General features: G+C 70.2%; 14 protein-coding genes. 9 read left to right on the top strand and 5 right to left on the bottom strand.

The window, feature by feature from the left end; translation table 11 throughout:
* Nucleotides 1–32: 32 nt before the first annotated feature.
* From JYK17_RS27595 to JYK17_RS27575, 5 genes are all read left to right on the top strand, one after another.
* On the top strand, nt 33–1,346 hold the full coding sequence (locus tag JYK17_RS27595) for an ABC transporter substrate-binding protein (protein WP_222811407.1): 1,314 nt from the start codon (nt 33–35) through the stop codon (nt 1,344–1,346).
* Nucleotides 1,343–2,305 (top strand): carbohydrate ABC transporter permease, encoded by a 963-nt coding sequence (locus tag JYK17_RS27590; protein WP_108014109.1) that lies wholly within the window; start codon nt 1,343–1,345, stop codon nt 2,303–2,305. The genes JYK17_RS27595 and JYK17_RS27590 overlap by 4 nt, the downstream gene beginning before the upstream one ends.
* Nucleotides 2,306–2,308: 3 nt before the next feature.
* Nucleotides 2,309–3,124, top strand: coding sequence for a carbohydrate ABC transporter permease (locus JYK17_RS27585; RefSeq protein WP_222811406.1), 816 nt, complete (start codon nt 2,309–2,311; stop codon nt 3,122–3,124).
* Nucleotides 3,125–3,160: 36 nt separating this feature from the next.
* Complete coding sequence (locus JYK17_RS27580) at nt 3,161–4,351, top strand: glycoside hydrolase family 76 protein (protein WP_222811405.1); 1,191 nt, start codon at nt 3,161–3,163, stop codon at nt 4,349–4,351.
* Between the two features lie 88 nt (nt 4,352–4,439).
* Entirely contained in the window at nt 4,440–7,622 is a 3,183-nt protein-coding gene (locus tag JYK17_RS27575; RefSeq protein WP_222811404.1) for a glycoside hydrolase family 38 N-terminal domain-containing protein, read from the top strand.
* An 11-nt stretch (nt 7,623–7,633) separates the two neighbouring features.
* Here the strand turns inward: JYK17_RS27575 and JYK17_RS27570 are convergent, their stop codons facing one another.
* Together JYK17_RS27570 and JYK17_RS27565 are read right to left on the bottom strand one after the other, a co-directional pair.
* A complete protein-coding gene (locus JYK17_RS27570; protein WP_222811403.1) occupies nt 7,634–10,024 on the bottom strand; it encodes a beta-L-arabinofuranosidase domain-containing protein in 2,391 nt (796 codons plus the stop codon).
* Between the two features lie 282 nt (nt 10,025–10,306).
* Nucleotides 10,307–11,200 (bottom strand): SCO1860 family LAETG-anchored protein, encoded by an 894-nt coding sequence (locus JYK17_RS27565; protein WP_164932100.1) that lies wholly within the window; start codon nt 11,198–11,200, stop codon nt 10,307–10,309.
* A 456-nt stretch (nt 11,201–11,656) separates the two neighbouring features.
* Between JYK17_RS27565 and modA the strand changes: the two genes are divergently transcribed.
* Genes modA through JYK17_RS27550 form a run of 3 tightly spaced genes read left to right on the top strand, consistent with a single transcriptional unit; the run spans nt 11,657 to nt 14,429 of the window.
* Nucleotides 11,657–12,487 carry a molybdate ABC transporter substrate-binding protein gene (gene modA, locus JYK17_RS27560; protein WP_222811402.1) on the top strand — a complete coding sequence of 277 codons (831 nt, stop codon included), beginning with the start codon at nt 11,657–11,659 and terminating at the stop codon, nt 12,485–12,487.
* Nucleotides 12,488–12,498: 11 nt separating this feature from the next.
* Entirely contained in the window at nt 12,499–13,347 is an 849-nt protein-coding gene (modB, locus tag JYK17_RS27555) for a molybdate ABC transporter permease subunit (RefSeq protein WP_222811416.1), read from the top strand.
* Entirely contained in the window at nt 13,344–14,429 is a 1,086-nt protein-coding gene (locus JYK17_RS27550; RefSeq protein ID WP_222811401.1) for an ABC transporter ATP-binding protein, read from the top strand. Before modB ends, JYK17_RS27550 begins: the two co-directional genes overlap by 4 nt.
* A gap of 37 nt (nt 14,430–14,466) precedes the next feature.
* Here JYK17_RS27550 and JYK17_RS27545 read toward each other — a convergent pair whose 3' ends face one another.
* From JYK17_RS27545 to JYK17_RS27535, 3 genes are all read right to left on the bottom strand, one after another.
* Nucleotides 14,467–14,823 (bottom strand): hypothetical protein, encoded by a 357-nt coding sequence (locus tag JYK17_RS27545; RefSeq protein WP_234548362.1) that lies wholly within the window; start codon nt 14,821–14,823, stop codon nt 14,467–14,469.
* Between the two features lie 108 nt (nt 14,824–14,931).
* Nucleotides 14,932–16,125, bottom strand: a complete 1,194-nt coding sequence (locus JYK17_RS27540; RefSeq protein WP_222811399.1) for an acyl-CoA dehydrogenase family protein — start codon at nt 16,123–16,125, stop codon at nt 14,932–14,934.
* Between the two features lie 101 nt (nt 16,126–16,226).
* Nucleotides 16,227–17,912: an FAD-binding protein gene (locus JYK17_RS27535; protein WP_222811398.1), complete on the bottom strand. Its 1,686-nt coding sequence runs from the start codon at nt 17,910–17,912 to the stop codon at nt 16,227–16,229.
* A 214-nt stretch (nt 17,913–18,126) separates the two neighbouring features.
* Between JYK17_RS27535 and JYK17_RS27530 the strand changes: the two genes are divergently transcribed.
* Entirely contained in the window at nt 18,127–20,925 is a 2,799-nt protein-coding gene (locus tag JYK17_RS27530) for a helix-turn-helix transcriptional regulator (RefSeq protein ID WP_222811397.1), read from the top strand.
* The last annotated feature ends 93 nt before the right edge of the window (nt 20,926–21,018 follow it).

Genomic DNA, 21,018 nt, shown 5'->3' with positions numbered 1-21,018 from the left:
CATGCAGGTGGCCCGTTCGGTGAAGGTGATCAATGACAGCATCGGGCACGCCCCGCCGCGCAGCCGCGCCGCTCGCCCGGCGTCGCTTCCTCGCCGGGATGACCGCGGGCGCGGCCACCCTCGCGGTAGAGGGCTGCGCTCGCGGCGACAGCACGTCCCCGCAGCCGGGGACCACGAGCATCTCCAATGACAACGCCACCTGGGACGAGGGCTACCGCTCGGCCGGACAGGCACTCAAGAAGATCACCGGCTATGCGCTGAGGCCGTTGTCGAACCCGTCGACGACCTCGTACCAGCAGGTCGTGCAGATGACGCTGCAGACCTCGAAGGCCACCGACCTCGTCAAGTGGGCGTCCGGCTACCAGCTCAAGCGCCTGGCGCGCGCCGGCGGTCTCACCGACCTGTCGCCCGTCTGGGACGCGTACGCGGCCAAGGGGTGGGTGCGCGGTGCGACGCGCGAGACGGTGTCGTACCACGGGAAGGTCTACGGCGTTCCGCTGTACGAGTCGTACTACGTGCTGTTCTACAGCAAGCCGGTGTTCAAGAAACTGGGGCTGACCGCCCCGACGACCTGGGCCGAGCTGCTGCACTGCGCCGAGGTGCTCAAGCGGAACAAGATCACGCCGTTCCTCGCCAGCCAGGTCGGCGGCTGGCCCGCCATCGAATGGTTCCAGGAGCTCGTCACCAAGGTCGATCCGCGCTTCTACCAGAAGCTGGTCGCCGGACAGGCCTCCTATCTCGACGCCCCCGCGCGTCGGGCGATGGACATCTGGCACGACTTCATGCGCAAGGGCTGGATGACCTCGCCCGACTTCGATCAGAACCGCGGGCCCGGTGCGGTCAAGGCGGGCAGCGTGGGCATGTTCCTGCACGGCACCTGGCAGTCGCAGGGCATGAGTGCCGTCGGCATGAAACCCGGCGTCGACTACGACGCGTTCATCCTGCCCACCGTGCGGGCCTCCACCCCCAAGAGCGTGATCACGGAGTCCGGTGTCTTCGCCGTTCCCTCCCAGGCCTCCTCGCACTCAGCGGCCATGGCCAACGCCGGGTCCTGGCTCGCCCCGCCCGTGCAGCGGGTGTGGAGCGACTTCTTGCAGGACAGCTCCGCCAATCCCACGGTGCGCTCGGGCAACCCGGTGGTGGCTCAGCTGCAACGGGACATCGCCCGCGAGCACCGGCTCCCGCTGATCAGGTACTGGGAATCCGGCCCACCCAGCCTCATCCAGGGCAACACCGACGACCTGGGCGGCTTCATGGCCGGACAGACGTCGCCGGCCACCACGCTCCGCAGGATGCAGGAGCGCGCACAGGACGAATGGGCGGCTTGGAGGCGTGACGAGGCATGAGCACTTTCTCTACCGAGCGGCAGACGCCCACCACCAGGGGCGGACTCCCGGCAGCACCCTCCGGCGGCGCGCAGCGTCCGCCCGTGCCGCACACCTGGCGCAAGCGGCGTGAACGCCTGACGGCCGGAACGTTCATGGCCCCGGCGGTGCTCCTGGTCGCCGCCTTCCTGCTCGCCCCCTTCGTGTGGACGATCTACCGCAGCTTCTTCAGCGACAGCAGGACCACGCCCTTCAGCTGGTTCGACAACTACTCGCTGTTCGCCTCCGACCCGGCGCTGGCCCGCTCCATCCAGAACACCCTGATGTGGGTGGTGGGCACGGTCGTGCTCCCCTTCGTCCTCGGGCTCGCCATCGCCGTCCTGACCAACGCCACCCGCTGGTCGCGCCTGGCACGGCTGTGCGTCGTGCTTCCCTACGCGCTCTCGGGCTCGGCGGTCGCCGTGGTCTGGAACTTCATGCTCACCACCGACGGCGCCGTCAACCAGGTCCTGACCAACCTGCACCTGGACTCGCTCGCCCAGGGTTGGCTGCTGACCTGGCCCGGCAACACGATCGTGATGATCCTCGCCAACGCGTGGCAGGCGACCGGTGTGGCCGTCATCCTCTTCCTCGTCGGCCTGCAGTCCATCCCGCCGGAGACCGTCGAGGCCGGCGCCCTGGACGGCGCGGGGAGCTGGCAGCAGTTCCGCCACATCATCCTGCCCCAGCTCAGGCCCGTGTCGATCATCGTGATCGGCATGAGCCTCGTCAACGGCCTCAAGTCGTTCGACCTGATCTGGGTGCTCACCCAAGGAGGGCCGGGACGGGCCACCGAGACCCTCGCGGTGTCCATGTACAACGAGACCTTCCTGGAACTGCGGCCCGGCGCGGGAGCGGCGATCGCGGTCGTCCTCACCGTGATCGTGCTGGCGGCTTCCTGGCTCTACCTGCGCCGTCAGCTCGACGTGAAAGGCGAGTGACCCATGTCCGTAAGCCGAGTCCTGCGCAACGGCACCGTCGTGCTGCTCGCCCTGCTGTGGCTGGTCCCGACCTGGCTCCTGGTGGTCAACGCCCTTGTGCCGTCCGGGAGTTACACCGGCAGTCCGCACTGGCTGCCCTCCAGCTTCGGGCTGTTCGACAACATGCACCAGGCCTGGGACAAGGCCCAGCTCGGGCCCGCGATGGGCAACAGCCTCCTCTACGCCGTCGTCAGCGCGCTGGCCGCCGTCGTGCTGGCCTCGGGTGCCGCGTTCGCCACCATCGTCATGCAGGTGAAGCGCCAGGCGCTGTGGTTCTGGCTGATCTACTCAGGCACGCTGCTGCCCCTGCAGGTCTTCATCCGGCCGCTGTTCCTGTCGTACGCGAAGTCGTCCCTGTACGACACCCAGATCGGGCTCGTGCTGATCTACACGGCCATCGCGGTTCCATTCGCGTTCTTCGTCATGCGCAACTACGCCCTCACGCTGCCGCGGGAGGTCGTGGAGGCCGCGCGCATGGACGGTGCTTCCTGGTGGCGGCTGTTCTGGCAGATCCATGTGCCGCTGTCCCGGTCCGCCATGATCGCCGTGTTCGTCTTCCAGTTCGTCGCCGTCTGGAACGACCTCATGTTCGGCATCACGCTCACCACGAGCCGCAACATCCGGCCCGTCATGGCCGCGCTCGCCGATCTGCAGGGCAACTACACCAACGTCGGGCCGCCGGTCGTGCTCGCCGGCGCCCTGCTGGTCTCGCTGCCGACCCTGGTGCTGTTCTTCTCCGCCCAGCGCTTCTTCATCAGCAGCCTGAAGATCCACCGCTGATCCGTGCACGCCTCCTCCTCGCCACGAAGGGCAACCATGCTGAGATCGCTGCTTCGTCGTACGACCGTGACCGCCGCCTGTGCGGGCCTGCTCTGGACTGCCGTCCCCGCCCACGCCCAGCCCACGCACCCCGCGCGCCCCCACCCCGTCTCCCCCACCGCGTGGGCCGACCGCGCCACCGACGCGTACAACGCCCTGCAGGCCCACCTCTACCAGGGCCAGGATCAGCACGGCCTGTACCTGGAGCGCACCCCCCGGCAGTCGACGGACCCCGAGCACTCCTACCTGTGGCCGATGCGCGAGGCCGCCGCGGCAACGGTGGACATGCAGGCACTTCCGCGCAGCGGCCCCACCTACCGCACGGACGCGGCCGAGCGCTTCGACACCATCGAGCTGTACTTCACCCCCGGCGCCCGGCCCGGCTACGAGTCCTACCTGCCCGCTCCCCTGGGCTCGGGCGGCGACATCTACTACGACGACAACGCCGTGGTCGGACTGAGCGAACTCGACCAGTACGAAAGCACCGGCGCCCACACCTACCTGGCCCGCGCCGAGCAGATCGTCCCCATCGTCAGCCGCGCCTGGGACAGCGACACCACCAAGGCGTGCCCCGGCGGAATGGACTGGTTCGACTCACCCGACAACACCATCCGAGCCACCAACGTCACCGCGCTGTCCGCCCAGTTGGCCGCCCGGCTCTACGAGCACACCCATGACCCGGCCTACCTCGCCAAGGCCGAGCAGTGGTACGGCTGGGTGCACTCGTGCATGCGCCAGGCACCGGGCCTGTACGGCAACGACCGCGGCGACGACGGCAGCACCGACCCGACGCTGTGGACCTACAACTCGGGCGCCATGATCGGTACGGCCACCGCCCTGTACCGCGGCACCGGCGACACCGGCTACCTGGACAAGGCCGTCGAGGACGCCCACGCCTCCCTGGCGTACTGGACGCAGGGCACCCGGCTGCACGATCAGCCGGCCATTTTCAACGCCTTCTACTTCAAGGACCTGCTCGCCCTGGACGCCGTCCGGCCCCACCCCGCCTACCGCAAGGCCGTCAGCGCCTACGCGGACAGCACGTACGCCGGCAACCGGGACGCCGCCACCGGGCTGTTCCACTTCCAGCCCTCGGGCGGCGGCGACTACGACCCGAGTGTTCCGGCCGAGACACTGGAGCAGTCCGCCATGGTCCAGATCTTCGCCACCCTGGCCGCCGACCACTGATCCCGGCCGGCGACCTCACCGCCCCCGCTCGTGACACCGCGTCCCGCCCACGCGGGACCAACCTCAATCCGAAGGACACTTCCGCACCATGTCCAAGGCACCACTGACCCGGCCCTCCTGGTGGGACTCCGACATCGCGCGTGACATCCTGCGCGACCGGGTCGTCACCACCAGCGCCGGCCTCGGCGACATGCAGGTGCAGCTGTCGGGCGAGCCGCTGCTGCGCCGTGACGGCAAGGGCGGCCTGCTGCAGTCCATCCGGCTGCGGCTGCGCCGCCCCGCCTCGCGCCCGCAGGACGCCCTGCCGCGCATCACCCGGGTCCGGGTCACCACGAGCGGGGGCACCCCTGTCCCCCACGAACTGCTGTCCGGCCCCGGGTCCGACACCCGCATCCTGGTGCCGGAGGTGGACGCACCGACGCGGCTGCTGATCGAGCTTCCCGACCTGGAAGAGGGCACCCGGCTCGACTTCGAGGCACGCCCGCAGCGTCACTGGACGCTGCACCTGGTGCAGCACTCCCACCTCGACATCGGCTACACCGACCCCCAGGGGCGGGTGATGGCCGAGCACCGCGCCTACCTCGACTCCCTGCTCGAACTGTGCCACGGCACCGACGACTGGCCGGAGGCCGCCCGCTTCCGCTGGGCCGTCGAGGGCTTCCACTCCTTTCAGGACTGGCGGGCCAACCGCCCGGAACGCCAGATCGAGCGCTTCCTGGACCGGGTACGCGAAGGCCGCATCGAACTCACGGCGATGCCGTTCAACCTCCACACCGAGACCTGCTCCACCGACGAGTTGCACGAACTGATCCGCCCGGTACTGGACCTGCGCCGACGGCACGGCATCGACATCACCACGGCCATGCAGACCGACGTACCGGGCCAGGTGGTCGGTCTGCCCGACGTCCTGGCCGACCACGGCATCCGCTACCTGTCCGTGGCGCACAACTGGGCCGGACGCGCCGTACCTCACCACGTCGGCGGGGAACACCTTCCGCGGCTGTTCCGCTGGCAGGCCCCCAGCGGCAACAGCGTCCTGGTCTGGCGCACCGACACACCGCACGGACTGGCGTACATGGAGGGCTCCATCCTCGGTTTCGACGAGTCCTTCGACCGCGTCGACGACCTGCTGCCCGCCTACCTCAGTGCGCTGGCCGCCTTCCCCTACCCGCACGAGGGCCGCGGCATCCCCGGCTTCCCCGCCCTCGATCTCCCCGGCACCGCCGACCCCTATCCGTGGGACGTGCTGCATCTGCGGGTGCTGGGCAAGTTCGCGGACAACGGCCCGCCGCGCCGGATCATCTCCGACACCGTGCGCCGCTGGAACGAGGAGTGGGCCTTCCCGCAGTTGCGCGCCTCCCGCAACCAGGACTTCTTCGAGGACGCCGAGAAGCGCGTCGGCGACCGGCTGGAGACGCACCGGGGTGACTGGAGCGACTGGTGGGTCGACGGAATCGGCGCGGGCGCCGTCCCGCTCGCGGCCACACGGCGCGGCCAGGCCGCCCTCGCCGAGGCGCAGACCGTCGCCGGGTACGCCCGGCTCATGGGCGTACCCGGCAGCGCAGCCGTCACGGAGGCAGCACCGTCCGTCTACCGTGCGGCCTCGCTGTTCAACGAGCACACCTGGGGCGCGGGCGATCCCTGGACGCACGGCGATCACGGTCACGGGTCCGGCGAGAAGCAGTGGCACTGGAAGTACTCCCAGGCCCTGCGCGCCCACGACGAGGCGGAGACGCTCCTGGACTCCGCCGCCGCGCTGCTCGGCGAGGCCTTCGCGCCCTGCGCGGACGCCCTGGCCACCTACCACGTCGTCAACACCTGCAGCTGGCCGCGCACCGAGACGGCCCGGCTCTTCCTGCCGGAGAGCGCGGTCGCACTGAGCGAGCCCGTCCAGGTGCTCGACGCCCGCTCGAACACGCCGCTGCCCTTCACGGAGGAGGCCCAGAGCAACGACCGCCACCGGGCGGCGGGCCGGTTCCTCGACGTGCCCGTCACGGACGTGCCGGCCTGCGGAACCGTACGCCTGGACATCGTCCCCGCCACCTCCACGAAGGACGGCAGCACCACGGAGCCGTGGACGGATCCGACCGTCCTGGAGAACGACCACCTGCGGGTCACGGTCGACCTGCGCAACGCCTGCATCGGCTCCGTCGTCGACAAGCACACCGGACGCGAACTCGTCCGGCAGGACGCCGTCATCGGCTTCAACGGCTATGTGTACGACGAGTACGCCACGGCCGGCGGCTTCAACCACCAGTCCAGCAAGACCGTCGCCGACGACTCGATGCATCTGCTCGCCTCGCGCCGCACGGCACCGCCCGCGGCACTGGTCGACCGCACCGCCGACGCCACCGGCAACACGCTGATCTACGAGTGCGCCCCGGCCGGCACACAGCGCCTTCGCGTACGAGTGCACCTCCCGCACCACGCGGCTCGCATCGACGTGGAGAACCGCATCGACAAGACGGCCACCCTCACCAAGGAGAGCGCCTTCTTCGCCTTCCCCTTCGCCCTGGACGACCCCGCCGTACGCATGGAGGCCACAGGAGGCGTCACCGGCACCGGACTTGAGACCGTCCCCGGCTCCGCCACCCACATGCGGGCGATCCGGCGCTGGATCAGCCTCAGCGACGCTCACCACCACGCCGCGCTGGCCACGGCCGACGTGGCCCTCGTCCAGCACGGCGGGATCGCCATCCCCTACGTCCCCTACCCCCAGTCGCTCCCGCAGGAGGAACCGGCCACGGTCTTCTCCTGGGTGCACAACAACATCTGGGACACGAACTTCCCCTCCCAGCAGGCCTTCGATCACACCTTCCGCTACAGCGTCGGCTTCGCCACCACCGAGGAGGGAGCGGCAACGGAGCCAGGCTCGGGCGAGCAACTGGCCATGCGCACCGCGGCCGTCACCAGCCACCCGCTCATCGCGGTCCGCGCTCGCGGCGAGGCCGGGCACGAGCCGCCGTCGCAGACGCAGTTCCTGACCGTGGAGGATCCACGCGTACGCCTCGTCGGTCTGACCGTGCCGGACGAGGGGACGCTCGTGATCCGACTGCAGTCGACCGCCGACACTCCGGTCAACTGCCGTGCGAGCACACCGTTCCGCTTCACTCGCGCCTTCCGGACCACCTTCCTCGGACTCGCCCCGAGCGAACTGCCGGTGTTGCCGGACGGTGCCGTCTCGGTCGAGGTGCCCGCCTTCGGAACAGCAGCGTTCACTCTTCAACTCGGCCCGACCGCACCGGCCTTGAGCGTACGGGCTGAGAGGTAGCACGACTCAGCTCACACCAGGCGCCACAGGTGGTCGTCGGTTCCGTTGTCGTCGAACTGCACCACCTGGGCGCTGTTCTGGGTCGACATCCCGTCGACCCCCAGGACCTTCCCGCTGTGCCGGTTGCGCACCAGGAACCAGCCGTCGCCCTTGTCGACCAGGGTCCACAGGTGGTCGTCGGTGCCGTTGTCCTCGTACTGGACGACGTGCGCGCTGTTCTCGGTCGACATGCCGTCGACGCCCATGACCTTGCCGCTCTGGCCATTGCGCACCAGGTACCAGCCGTCACCCTTGTCGATCAGTTGCCAGGCGTGGTCTCCCGTGCCGGTGTTGTCGAACTGCACGACCCTGGCGCTGTTCGCCGTGGACATCCCGTCGACGGCCAGCACCTTGCCGCTGTGCTTGTTGAGGATGCGCCGGTACGGCGGCTCCGGCACCCAGGCGTTGCCGTCCGGGGACGCCGTCGGGAACGAGGTGATCCGCAGCCGGGCCGCGCCCATCGGGACGAGCGTGACCTGTTCCACGGTGCCCGTGGCCCGTGCCGGGCTGTGCTGGAGCGGGGCGACCACGTGTTCGTCGTCGGCGATCCACTCCGGGAGGCGGCGCGCCTGGGCGGTGAGGGTGAGCGGGGTGGTGTCGTGGGTGAAGGGGTTGGCGGCAACGGGGCCGTTCGCTTTGTGGAGTTCAGGTGTCGCGTCGGGCACCAGGCCGTAATTCCACGGCGTCGTGGCGTGGACCTCGTACTCGGGGAAGGTGTCGTCGCCGGCGTAACGGACGTACTGCTCGCCGATGCGCAACGCGTACGTCAACGGTCCGTGCGCCACGCTGACGGAGTCGTGGTTGCCGGACCAGGTGCGGACGGTGGTGCGTTGCGGGAGGGTGAGGGTGACACGGTCGCCGTCCTTCCAGGTCCGCTCCAGCCGTACGAACGTGGGGCCGTCCTGAGCCGCGAACGGCTGTCCGTTGACGCGGAGTTGAGGACCCTCGCACCAGCCCGGCACGCGCAACAGCAGCGGGAACGAGACGGGTTGCGGGGTGGACAGGGTCAGGGTGACGGTCTCGTCGAACGGGTAGTCCGTGTCCTCGGTTACGGTGATCGTTGTGCCGTCCGCGACGGTGGTGCGGACGCGGCTGGGCGCGTACATCGCGGCGGCGAGCCCGCCGGCCGGGGTGGCCAGCCACAACTCCTCGCTGAAGTAGGGCCAGCCCATTCCGTAGTTGTGGGGGCAGCAGCGGTACTGGTCGACGCCGGGCTGGTAGGACTGCATGGCGAAGCCGTTCTGGAACTGGCCCTGGGTCTTGCCGGCGTCGTCGAGGTCCACGCTGTTGGCGCTGGTGATGTAGTGCACGCCCTTGCCGTCGGGATCCAGGGCGGCGGGCAGCATGTTGAACGCCAGGTCCTCGCAGCGGTCCGCCCATACGGGGTCGCCGGTGACCCGGGTGAGCAGTTCGTGGCTGGCCATGAACTCGACGATGCCGCAGGTCTCGAACCCCTGCCGAGGGTCACCGAAGCCGGGTCTGATGTTCTCGTCGCCCGCTATCCCGCCTCCGGGGAACTGGCCGTAGCCGCCCAGGACTTGGTCATAGGTTTGGTAGGTGGCCCGGGTCAGGTCGGCGGAGCCCGTGCGCAGGGCGTACTGCGCCGGTTCACGGAAGCCCTGTGCGATGTTGACGTTGTGCGGTGTGGGCAGGGGCCCGGTCCAGTCGGCGCCCCACGCATGCATCTTGTCGACGAGGTCGAGCAGGAACGCCTCGCCCGTGCGGCGGTACAGCCACACGGCGATGTCCATGCCGTCGCCCCAGCGCAGCGACACCCAGCTCGTGTCGAAGGCGCCGCGCCCCTGGGCGTTCATGAAGCGCAGGAATTGGACGAGGAAGGGCACGATCCGCTGATCCCCCGTGTATTCCTCGTACGTTCGCAGCGCCTGGAGCAGCGGCAGGAACGGCCAGAAGTCGGGGCCGCCGTTCAGCGAGGTGCGCAGGGCCCGGGGGCCGAAGAAGCCGTCGTCCATCTGCGTGGCGAGGATCGCGTCGATCCAGCTGCGGGCCTGGTCGAGGGCGGCGGCGTCGCCGGTGGCGATGGCGAGGGGGACGTATCCCCGCAGCCAGTACGGGAGTTCCTCCCAGCCGTCGTGGTCTGGGTTCGTCCAGCCGCTGGTCGTGGCGTCGAGGAAGTGGGAGCGCTCGGCGTAGCGGCCGCACAGTCCGGCGAGTTGCAGGCGCAGTTGACCGGCCAGCCAGCCGCGGGGAGTGATGCTGCCGGGGGCCAGCCGGGTGAGGGCGTCGGCAGCGAGGCCGCTCGCCGCGGCGGCGGCCGGGGCTGCCGGGAGTGCGGCGCCGATCGCGAGGGAGCCGACGGCGAGGCATCCGGTCTGCAAGAAGTGGCGTCGGGCGAGGGGCATACCGCTTCTCCTGTCGTGGGGTGGGGCACGATCCGGTTGCAGGCTTGGACAACGTTGTCGGTCATGTCGTCCGTGTCGCCCGCCGAGGGGCGGAGGCTTCTGCGTTCGCTCTGTACAACGTTGTAAGGGACGGCAGTTGGCATGACAGCACGAGTTCTGCACCCTGTCCAGGGACATGACAAAACCAGGTAGCGCGAAGGGCAGTGGTGCCGCCGCCCCGGCGGAGCACCACTGCCCGTCATTCACTGCCGAACTCGCCGAAGCCGACCGAGCGGCTACGGCTCACTGCCGCTTGTTGCTGCGGGCGCGGGCCAGCATCAGGCTGCCACCGCCGGCGAGGACGAAGACGGCGGCGGCTCCCGCGAGGTACGGCGTCAGCGTGGTGCTGCCGGTCTCCGCGAGGTGGGTCTCGGTGTGCTCGCCGGCGGACTGCGGGTGGGCGTCCGTACCGACCGGCCCCGCCGCGACAGACGGCTCCGCGGCGGGAGACGCGGCCACTGCCGCGGACGTGCAGTGCGCCTCGGCCAGCGTGACCGTACCCTCGACCTGCGCGACGCCCAGCTTCAACGGGTCGATGGAGACGTGCAGTTGAAGCGCGGTCGCGGCGGCGCTGCGGCTGGTCGTCTCCGTGCGGGACAAGGCGAGATGCACCGTGCCGACTCCGGGCGCCTCCACGGTCCGGTCGGCGCGGATCGTGAGCGGGATCCGCTTGCCCAGAACGGTGACCGGGCCGGGGATCGCCGACGTGGCGAAAGGCTTCTCGTGGGCCTTGCAGACCGCGGTGGAGGTCACCTCCTCGACCTCGACCAGGGCGAGCAGCGGCACCCCCGGGACGTGGACCCGCGCATGGACGAGATGCGTGGTCGCCTTGGCCGCGTGGTGCGTGACCTCGGCCCTGGCCGTGGCGACATCGGCCCGGAGCACGCTGACCGGCTTGCCGCCCTCGACCGCGTCGAGCCTGATGTCGAGAGCCTTCTTCTCCGCCGTCGCCGGAGCGTGCACCTCGTTGAGCGCGGTACGCAACGGCAGTGGCGCGAGCCCGTCGAGGCGTGAGACATCCAAGCTGGTACGCAGGACAGCCGCGTCGGCGCTGCCCTTCTTGACGTCGCCGGTATGGGCGGAAGCCGCAGTCCCCACTGCGACCGGTGCGGCGGCGAGGGCGCCGACCACGAGCAAGGCGGCCCATCCTCGAGCGGAAACCGACGGGCGCGAAACAAAGCTGTTCAAGTGACGAATCCCCTGCGTGAAGAACTACAGAACGATGAGAGAGCACACCGCACGTCGCAGTCCGACGCGGCGGCAGCAGCCCGGCCTCATCCTGTCGACACCAACAGCGGCGAAACGCGCACGAAACCCCCTTTCGTCACAAAGAGTTGGATTGGCGGATCAAGTTCGAGGAATAGGCGCCCGCATCCGAACAACCCGGCCTCGCGCATCGGCAAGGCTGCGAACCGCCCCGTACGAACGCACATGCCATGCTCACAGGCGTGGGATACAGCTCATGCGAAGCGACAGATGACTTTCACCTCGCACCTGCGGAAGTATCATCAGCACGTGGTCGTCGAGAGACCGCAGTCGAGGTCGTAAGACCGTAGCGTGGGTCCGTCGGGACCTTGAGGGAGTGGACCTGTGATGACCCGTTCAGCGCGCCGGACCCGTCGGATGCTGCAGGTGACCGGAGTGGGTGCCGTCGCGTTGCTGACCCTGAGCGCCTGCTCCTCGTCCGACTCGGACTCCGGCTCCACGAAGTCCGGCTCCTCCGCCTCGTCGGCGTCGTCGCCGAAGCTGTCGGGGACGGTCACCGTGTTCGCCGCGGCCTCGCTCAAGGAGAGCTTCACGACCCTGGGCAAGCAGTTCGAGAAGGCCCACCCGGGTACGCACGTCACCTTCAGCTTCGGCGGCAGCGACACCCTGGCCGCGCAGATCACCGGCGGCGCCCCGGCCGACGTCTTCGCCTCCGCCAGCCCGAAGACGATGAAGATCGTGACGGACAAGAAGGACAACGCCACCGCGCCGGCCACCTTCGTCCGCAACCAGCTGGAGATCGCCACCCTGCCCGGCAACCCGGACAAGGTCGCCTCCCTGAAGGACCTGACGAACAAGGACCTCAAGGTCGTACTGTGCGACAAGACGGTGCCCTGCGGCGCCGCCGCCCAGAAGGCCCTGGACGCCAGCAAGCTGAAGCTGACCCCGGTCTCCTACGAGCAGGACGTCAAGGCGGCCCTGAACAAGGTGGTGCTGAAGGAGGCCGACGCCGCCGTCGTCTACAAGACCGACGTGAAGGCCGCCGGTGACAAGGTCGAGGGCGTCGACTTCCCCGAGTCCGCCGACGCCATCAACGACTATCCGATCGCCCTCCTCAAGAACGCCCCCAACGCCGAGGGCGCCAAGGCCTTCATCGCACTCGTACAGTCCGACGAGGGTCAGAAGGTCCTCAACGAGGCCGGTTTCCTCAAGCCGTGAGCACTCCCCGCATGGACCAGGCCGACGCCGCGGACACCCTGACCGGTGGTCCGCGGCCTCGCCGCGTCTTCAGGGGTGTCCGCATGAGCGCCCCACTGCCCCTCCTGCTGCCCGCGCTGCTCGCCCTGGCGTTCCTGATCCTGCCGCTCGTCGCCCTGCTGATCAGGGCCCCGTGGCGGAGCATGCCGGATCTGCTGACCAGCTCCGAGGTGTGGCAGGCGCTCCGGCTGTCCCTGGTGTGTGCGACGGCGGCGACCGCGGTGTGCCTGGTGCTGGGGGTACCGCTGGCCTGGCTGCTGGCCCGGGTCGAGTTCCCGGGACGCGGATTCGTACGGGCCCTGGTCACCCTGCCTCTCGTACTGCCTCCAGTGGTGGGCGGTGTGGCGCTGCTGATGGCGCTGGGCCGCAACGGGGTCGTCGGAAAGTCGCTGGACGCGTGGTTCGGGATCACGCTGCCGTTCACCACGGCAGGGGTCGTGATCGCCGAGGCGTTCGTGGCGATGCCGTTCCTGGTGATCAGTGTGGAGGGCACCCTGCGGGCCGCCGATCCGCGCTACGAGGAGGCGGCCACGACGCTCGGCGCGTCCCGCTTCACCGCGTTCCGCCGGGTCACCCTGCCTCTGATCGCACCTGGCATCGCGGCCGGGGCCGTCCTGGCCTGGGCGCGCGCCCTGGGCGAGTTCGGGGCGACCATCACCTTCGCCGGCAACTTCCCGGGCCGCACCCAGACCATGCCCCTCGCCGTCTACCTCGCCCTGCAGAACGACCCCGAATCGGCCATCGCCCTCAGCCTGGTCCTGCTCGCCGTGTCGATCGCGGTGCTGGCAGGGCTGCGCGACCGCTGGGTGACCGCGTCATGACCGACACCGAGAAGAACGCCGTCGACGTCGCCGCCCGGATCGGTGGCGGGCTCGACTCCCGGCTCGTGGTCGAGCGTGGCTCCTTCCGGCTCGACGTGGCGCTCACGGCGGCGCCCGGCGACGTGGTCGCCCTCCTCGGACCCAACGGCGCGGGCAAGACGACCGCGCTGCGTGCCCTCGCAGGGCTCGTCCCGCTCTCCGGGGGGCATCTCCGTCTGGACGGCGCGCAGTTGGAGCGTACGCCGCCCGAGTCACGCCCTGTCGGCGTCGTCTTCCAGGACTATTTGCTCTTCCCCCACCTCACCGCGCTCGACAACGTGGCCTTCGGCCCGCGCTGCCACGGCGCCACCAAGGCAGAGGCCCGCGCCCGGGCGACCGTATGGCTGGAGCGCATGGGCCTCGCCGCCCACGCCGGGGCCAAACCCCGCCGTCTGTCCGGCGGCCAGGCCCAGCGCGTCGCTCTCGCCCGCGCCCTGGCCACCAATCCCCGGCTGCTGCTCCTCGACGAACCGCTCGCAGCCCTCGACGCCCGCACCCGCCTCGACATCCGCGCCCAACTCCGCCGCCACCTCGCCGACTTCGAGGCAGTGGCCGTACTCGTCACACACGACCCGCTGGACGCGATGGTCCTGGCCGACCACCTCGTCGTCATCGAGGACGGCCACATCGTGCAGGAGGGCACGCCTGCCCACATCGCGCGCCATCCGCGCACGGACTACATCGCGCACCTGGTCGGCCTGAACCTGTACCGGGGTGAGGCCGAAGGGCACACCGTACGGCTCGAGGCCGGCTCCGCGATCACGACCGAGGAAAACCTCACCGGTCCGGTCTTCGTCGCCTTCCCACCGAGCGCGGTCACCGTCCACCGCGACCGCCCCACCGGCGCCAGCGCCCGCAACCTCTGGCGCTGCGAAGTGTCCGGCATGGAGACCCACAGCGACCAGATCCGCGTCGCCCTCACCGGCGACCTCGCCCTCACCGCCGACCTCACCACGGTCGCCGCGGCGGAGCTCGACCTACGCCCGGGGGCCACGGTGTGGGCGACGGTCAAGGCTACGCTGACGCATGCGTATCCGGCTTGAGAATGGCGGGGCGAGGTCTGCGAGGCGTACGACCATTTCAGTGCTGCCAGTCGAGTTGCTGTTCGGGGATTCCGGCGGAGCGCCCGTACATCTGAGCTTCACGGCGCCCTTCGGCCTGTCCGCGCGGATACCGAAAGACCTTGTTGGCGAAGACCACATACGTCTCGGTCGGCGTATGGAAGTCGGTGTACCAACCGCCGGTCGGCGAAAGGCAGTCGGCGAGCTGATCCGCGAGCCGCGGCGCTTCGGAGTCCTCGGCGGTGAAGTCCAGCAACGTCCAGTGACGTGGCTGGTCCTCCGAAGCGCTCGTCATCTCGATCCGGGCCAATCTGGTGATCTGCAACGGGATACCGGTCAGCTCGGTGCCGGTCCGCAAGCTCTCGGCGACGAGCACACCCGTAAGCATCGAACCCCTCCTTGTTGTCGGTGCCCCGAGAATAATCACCCTCCTTGCCAGGCCTGCCGGGCCGACCGCCGGTGCCGCGAACACCCGGTGGAGGCGTCAAAGGTCCTGGTCCGGTACCGGCTGGCCGAGTAGGTAGGCCCCCGCCGCCTTGTACATGGTCGGCCTCAGCTGGATGTGTGCGGTCATCGTGTGGGCGTCGCGGAAGCGGCGTTGGAGGGGGGAGGTTTCGTAGACGGCGGCGCCGCCGGCGAGTTCGTACATCGTGTCGGTCACTTCCGTGGCGACGCGGGCCGCGTGCGTTCCGGCCAGGCGTAGTCCGACCCGTAGTTGCTGCGGCACGGGCTCGCTGGACTGGGTGGCCTGCCAGGCGTCCTCGACCGACTGGTAGTAGAGGAGGCGGGCGGCCCGCAGCGATGCTTCCGCCTGGGCCACGGCGATCTGCGCGGAGGACCGCTCGGCCAGGCCGCGGCTCGACCCACGGGACGTGTTGTCCCCCGCCAGCGCCGTCAGGTCGTCAATGGCTCCGCGGGCGTTGCCGAGTGCGGCCGCGGCGACCGACAGGGCGAAGAAGGCGATGGCGGGGAACCGGTGGAGCGGCTCGGCGTCGGCCGGAGGTCCCTGCACGAGCGACAGGATGCGGTGGTCGGGCACGAACACCTCATCGGCGACGGCGTCGTGGCTGGCGGTGCCGCGCAGGCCGCCCGTGTGCCATGTGTCGAGTACCTCCAGCTGCTGTTTGGGGAGGGCGACGACCCGCATGACCGGCGAGCCCGGCTGTTCCTTGGAGGGGTCCAGCAGGCACCCGGCGAACAACCAGTCGGCGTGGGAGATGCCGCTGCAGAACGCCCACCGGCCCGACACGACGACACCGCCCTGCACGGTCCGGGCCCGGGCGGTGGGCGCCCACACGCCCGAAGCGACGGACCGCGGGTCGCCGAACACCTCCTCGGTGCCCTTCCGTGGCAGATAGGCCCCCAGGAGGCTCGACGTCATCGCAATGGACACGCACCACCCCGCGGACGCGTCACCCCGTGCGACCGTCTCGGCGCAGCGGAGCATCACCGACGGCGATGCCATCGGACCGCCCACCGAGCGCGGCACCCCGGTGCGCAGCAGTTCGTCGTCGACGAGCCTGCGGACCAGTTCACCGGCCAGAGCCCGCTGCTCCTCGGTGGCCGGCGCCAGGGAACGGGCCAGCCGGGCGCTGTTGAGCGCGGACCGGTACAACTCCTCGTGACCGAGCAGCTCTTGATCGTCGGCGATGGCGAACTCGTCTGCTTCCAAAGCCATTTGTCATCCTCGCTCGGGTGCCGGGCAGGTCCTGGGCCCGATCGTACGCACGGCCCGCGCCCGGGGGTTGTGGGCGGGCAGCGACGATGCGCCAAAAGCCCCTACTCGGCCGGCTTGTCATCGGCTGCGACGTCGTACATCAACTCGGCGATGTCGGTGGGAATGGGCGGGACGGGTTCGCGGCGTACCCCGGTCGACGGGGACCACAGCAGGTTCGCTGTCAGGTCCGGGTCGGTACCGGGGTGATCGGACCGGTTGTGGCAGCCCCGCGACTCCCGTCGCTCCAACGCGCATTCGATCGTCGCGCGGGCGGCGAGAACGCTGGACCTGAGGTCGTAGACGTACGCGAGCTCCTGGAAACCGCCGATATCGACGTGCACGCTGATGTCCGCCATGCGGGCCTCGATCTCGTCGAGTTGGGCGAGCCCGGCGGCGAGCCCGGCCTCGTCCCGGACGACACCGGCGTACTCCGTCATCAGGTGACGCACCAACCGCTGCAGCCCGCGGACGCTCTGGCCACCGTCGGCGGACAGAAGCCCGTTCACCTCCCCGTCCGCGGCACGGATCGCCGCGGGCGACCGTCGCTGACCGGTGAGCCTGGCCGAGTACTCCGCCGCGGCACGACCGGCCAGACGTCCGTAAACAAGCAGCTCCAGCAGCGAGTTCACCTCCAACCGGTTCGCGCCGTGCAGACCGCCGGCCGCCTCTCCGATCACGAAGAGCCCGTTGACATCGGTGCTGTGATCCTCGGGCCGGACCCAGACACCGCCCAGGCAGTACCGGGCCGTTGGCACGACCTCGACGGGGTCTTGGGTGATGTCGAGCTTCTGCAGGTCCAACAGGGTCTGGTGCACGCGCGGCAGCCGCGTCAGGATTGTCTCGGGCGGCAGGTGGGACAGATCGAGCCATACGCCGCCGGCCTGGCTGCCGCGGCCCTCCTTGATCTCGGTGTAGGACGCCAGCGCGGCTCTGTCGCGACTGGAGAGCTCCGCCCGCGCGGCGTCGTATCGCGTCATGAACCGCTCACCGAGGTTGTTGAGCAGCACCCCGCCCTCACTGTGCGCCGACTCGCTGATGAGCATGCCGGCCGCGATCTCCGGCCTGATCAGCCCGAAGGGGTGGAACTGCACCAGCTCCAGGTCACGTCCCCGGGCACCGGCCTCGACGGCGAGGCGGAAGGAATCGCCGGTGTTCTCGTGGCGACGCGAGGATGTATGCCGCCAGATGCGTGTGTGTCCGCCGGTCGCGAGGATCACGGAGTCGGCGTGCACGAGGTAACGCGAGCCGTCGACGAGGTCGAACCCGTAGGCACCGAACACGGTCCCGTCGTCCACCAGCAGCCGAGTGACGCAGAGGTTCGGCAGGACGGGGATGGCGAGGTGCTTCGCGCGTGCGCGGAGTGCTCGTTGCACCCCCACACCGGTGCAGGAGCCGGCCGACGCGGTTCCGCCCCGGCTGTCGACATGCGTGCCGTAGCGCGCGACGTCGTGGAAGCCTTGTGCGGCATGGCGGGCCACGACCTCCGCGGTGCGTGGGTCGGCCAGCAGGTGGCCCTCCAGCAGGGTGTCGGCCGCATGCCGCTCCCATGGGTCGCGGGCGTGGGCGACATCGGAGGTCTCGGCGAAACCGCCGGCCGGCACGGCCGTGTGGACGCCGTCGGCCGTGTGTTTGACCACCGCGATGACCGCGACACCGGCCTCCGCGACCTCGATGGCCGCTCGCAGGCCCGACCCGCCCGTTCCGACCACGAGGACGGACGTGGCCACCTGGTGTCCGAGCGACGACATGGAACCTCCTGCGACAGCGGACCGACGAGATCATGGGCAGTGGTCGACCGGGCAGCGGCTCGGTTTGTGACAGTCTTCGCGGACTTGGTGATGTGGAGTGCCTCACAGCTCGCAGGCGGCGGGGGCGGGGTGTCCTGGGTATCGTTGCAAGGCTCGTTCCGACAGCCGTCGAGGGACTTGTTCCTCCCCGGATCCCGCCAAGGAGCCGCGTCGCATGATCGCCAGCCCGCTTCCCGATCTGGTCGGCCGGCAGCGCGAGTGCGCGGCGCTCGACGACCTGCTGGTCGGCCTGCGCGAGGGCGAATCCCGGGTACTGGTGGTCCGCGGCGAGGCCGGCATCGGCAAATCGGTGCTGCTGGAGTATGTGGCCGCGCAGGCATCCCAACTGAAGGTGACCTGGGCGCGCGGCATCGAGGCCGACATGGAACTGCCCTACGCGAGCCTGCATCAGCTGTGTGCGCCGTTCCTGGACGAGCTCGAAGAGCTGCCGGGACCGCAACGTGAGGCCCTGCGCGTGGCGTTCGGCATGGCGGCCGGAGACCCGCCCGACCGTTTCCTGGTCGGCCTCGCCGTGCTTTCCCTGCTCACCCGGGCCTCGGAGTCCCGGCCGCTGCTCGTCCTCGTCGACGACGCACAGTGGCTGGACCAAGTGTCCCTGCAGACCCTGGAGTTCGTGGCCCGGCGGCTGCTCGCGGAGTCGGTCGCGATGGCGTTCGCGGTACGCGACCCCGAGGGACAGGCCGCGCTCAGTGGTCTGCCGGAGCTGCGGATCGGCGGTCTCGACAGCGCGGCCGCCGGTGAGCTCCTCGAGGCCACCGTCGGCGGCCGCCTGGAGAAGCGGGTCCGGGACCGCTTCGTGGCCGAGATGCACGGCAACCCGCTCGCGCTGCTCGAATTCTCCCGCGGCCGCAATGCCGCCGAACTGGCGTACGGCCTGGACGCGTCGAGTTCCCCGAGCATCCAGGGGCCGGTCGCGAACCGGGTCGAACGGGACTTCGCCGGCCGGCTCGTGTCGCTGCCGGCGGTGACCCGGACACTGCTGCTGATCGCCGCGGCTGAGCCGGTCGGCGACGCGCGCCTGCTGGTCCGCGCGGCCGCCTCCCTCAAGGTCACTCCTGATGCAGCACCGGCCAAAGCGGCCGGGCTGATCGAGTTCGGCGAGTCCGTACGGTTTCGGCACCCGCTGGTGCGTTCGGCGGTCTACCACGGGGCCGAGCCCGAAGAGCGCCGAGCGGTGCACCGGGCGCTGGCCGAGGCCACGGACCCGGTTCTGGACCCCGACCGGCGCGCCTGGCACGCCGCCCAGGCGGCCGACGGGCCGGACGAGAATGTGGCCTCAGCGCTGGAGCAGGCCGCCGACCGCGCGCGTCGGCGCGGCGGCATCGCGGCCGAGGCGGTACTGCTGGAGCGCGCGACCGAGGTGACAGCGGACCCCTGGCCGCGTGGGCGCCGAGCCCTCGCAGCGGCCGAGGCCCATTTCTCGGCCGCCGCGCCCGACCGCGCCACGGAGCTGGCGGCGGTGGCCGAGATGTATCCGCTCAGTGCCCTGGACCGCGCCCGCCTGGCACGCCTGCGGGCCAGGCTCCTCTTCGCGCGCAGCCGCAGCGACGAAGCGGCGCCGCTGCTCCTCGAGGCCGCTGCACAGTTCACCGCCGCCGGATCCCCACTGGCGCGGGAGACCTATCTGGAAGCGATCAGCGCGACCATTTTCGCGGGCCGGGTGCACGGTCCGACAGGCGCCCGCGCCGCCGCGATCGCGGCCAGGGGATCCGGGGCGCCCTCTTCCGGTTCCATGGCCGCGGACCTCCTCCTGGACGGTGTGGCGGCGCTTCTCACAGACGGCTGCGAGACCGGTGTCCCGGCCCTGCGCGGCGCGCTGGGGCCGCTCGCGCACGAGGAGCTCAGCACCCGGGAGGCCACCGTACGCTGGCTTCTGCTGGCTCCGGTCGCGCTCGAAGCCTTCATTCACTACGCCTGGGACCTGCACGCGTGGGACACGCTGTCGAGTCGCGCGGTGCGTCTGGCTCGCGACATCGGAGCGCTCGCCAGCCTGCCACCTGCGCTGATCTACGCCGGCGGGGTGCACATCCACTACGGCGACTTCGCCATGGCCGACCGGATGATCGAGGAGGCCGACGCCATCGCCGCCGCGACCGGCCACGCCCCGCACAAGTACGCGACGCTCGTCCTGGCCGCCTGGCGAGGCGAGGCGGACGTGGCGGCCGCCCTCATCGAAGAGGCCACGGAGAGCGCCGTACAACGGGGCGAGGTGGGCCTGCTCGGCGCCATGGGCTACATCCAGGGCGTTCTGTTCAACGGCCTGGCACGCTACGAAGAGGCCATGGTGGCCGCGCGCACGAGCATCGATCACGACGGGTTCAACTTCACCGGCCTGTCGCTCGTCGAGCACGTCGAGGCCGCGACCCGGTGCGGTGAACTCGAGCAGGCTCGCGCTTCATTGGTCCGGCTCGTCGAACTGACACATGCCGCCGGTTCCGGCTGGGCGCGCGGCGCGAGCGCCCGCAGCCAGGCTCTGCTCACCGACGGTGACGAGGCCGATCGTCTGTACCGGACCGCGATCGAGGAGTTCGGCCGCGGCGGTGTCGCCGTGGAAGTCGCACGCAGCCATCTGCTGTACGGCGAGTGGCTGCGCCGCGGACGCCGCCGTGCGATGGCGCGCGAACACCTTCGTACGGCCCACGAAATGTTCGCCGCGATGCCGGCCCACGCGTTCGCCGAACGGGCCCGCCGCGAACTGATCGCCACCGGCGAGCACGTCAGGACTCGCAGTTCCAAGCCCGCGAGCACCCTCACCCCACAGGAGACGCAGGTCGCGCTGCTCGCCGCCGAGGGCATGACAAACGCGCGGATCGGTGCGGAACTGTTCATCAGCCCGCACACCGTGGAGTGGCACCTGCGCAAGGTGTACGCGAAGCTCGGGATCAACTCACGTCGCTCGCTGCCGGCCGCCCTCGCGGGTGCCGGAAGCGCCGGCACCGTGAACTCCGGCTGAGGATCGACGCCTGCGGCCCCTCTCCCGGGCCCGCGCTCCGGGGGTCCGGGGGTACCCCTCCCCCGGGGGCCCCGGGAAACCCCGTGGACCCCC

The organism is Streptomyces plumbidurans, assembly GCF_019857225.1.
Classification (GTDB): Bacteria; Actinomycetota; Actinomycetes; order Streptomycetales; family Streptomycetaceae; genus Streptomyces; species Streptomyces plumbidurans.
This window is presented reverse-complemented; position numbering and strand designations above follow the sequence as displayed.

Excerpts from the sequence above, each read along its gene's own strand:
- modB (WP_222811416.1), top strand. The coding sequence starts at position 12,499 with ATGGACCAGGCCGACGCCGCGGACACCCTGACCGGTGGTCCGCGGCCT.
- JYK17_RS27530 (WP_222811397.1), top strand. The coding sequence starts at position 18,127 with ATGATCGCCAGCCCGCTTCCCGATCTGGTCGGCCGGCAGCGCGAGTGC.
- JYK17_RS27570 (WP_222811403.1), bottom strand. The coding sequence starts at position 10,024 with ATGCCCCTCGCCCGACGCCACTTCTTGCAGACCGGATGCCTCGCCGTC.
- JYK17_RS27580 (WP_222811405.1), top strand. The coding sequence starts at position 3,161 with ATGCTGAGATCGCTGCTTCGTCGTACGACCGTGACCGCCGCCTGTGCG.
- JYK17_RS27595 (WP_222811407.1), top strand. The coding sequence starts at position 33 with ATGACAGCATCGGGCACGCCCCGCCGCGCAGCCGCGCCGCTCGCCCGG.
- modA (WP_222811402.1), top strand. The coding sequence starts at position 11,657 with ATGACCCGTTCAGCGCGCCGGACCCGTCGGATGCTGCAGGTGACCGGA.
- JYK17_RS27535 (WP_222811398.1), bottom strand. The coding sequence starts at position 17,912 with ATGTCGTCGCTCGGACACCAGGTGGCCACGTCCGTCCTCGTGGTCGGA.
- JYK17_RS27575 (WP_222811404.1), top strand. The coding sequence starts at position 4,440 with ATGTCCAAGGCACCACTGACCCGGCCCTCCTGGTGGGACTCCGACATC.
- JYK17_RS27540 (WP_222811399.1), bottom strand. The coding sequence starts at position 16,125 with ATGGCTTTGGAAGCAGACGAGTTCGCCATCGCCGACGATCAAGAGCTG.
- JYK17_RS27550 (WP_222811401.1), top strand. The coding sequence starts at position 13,344 with ATGACCGACACCGAGAAGAACGCCGTCGACGTCGCCGCCCGGATCGGT.
- JYK17_RS27585 (WP_222811406.1), top strand. The coding sequence starts at position 2,309 with ATGTCCGTAAGCCGAGTCCTGCGCAACGGCACCGTCGTGCTGCTCGCC.
- JYK17_RS27590 (WP_108014109.1), top strand. The coding sequence starts at position 1,343 with ATGAGCACTTTCTCTACCGAGCGGCAGACGCCCACCACCAGGGGCGGA.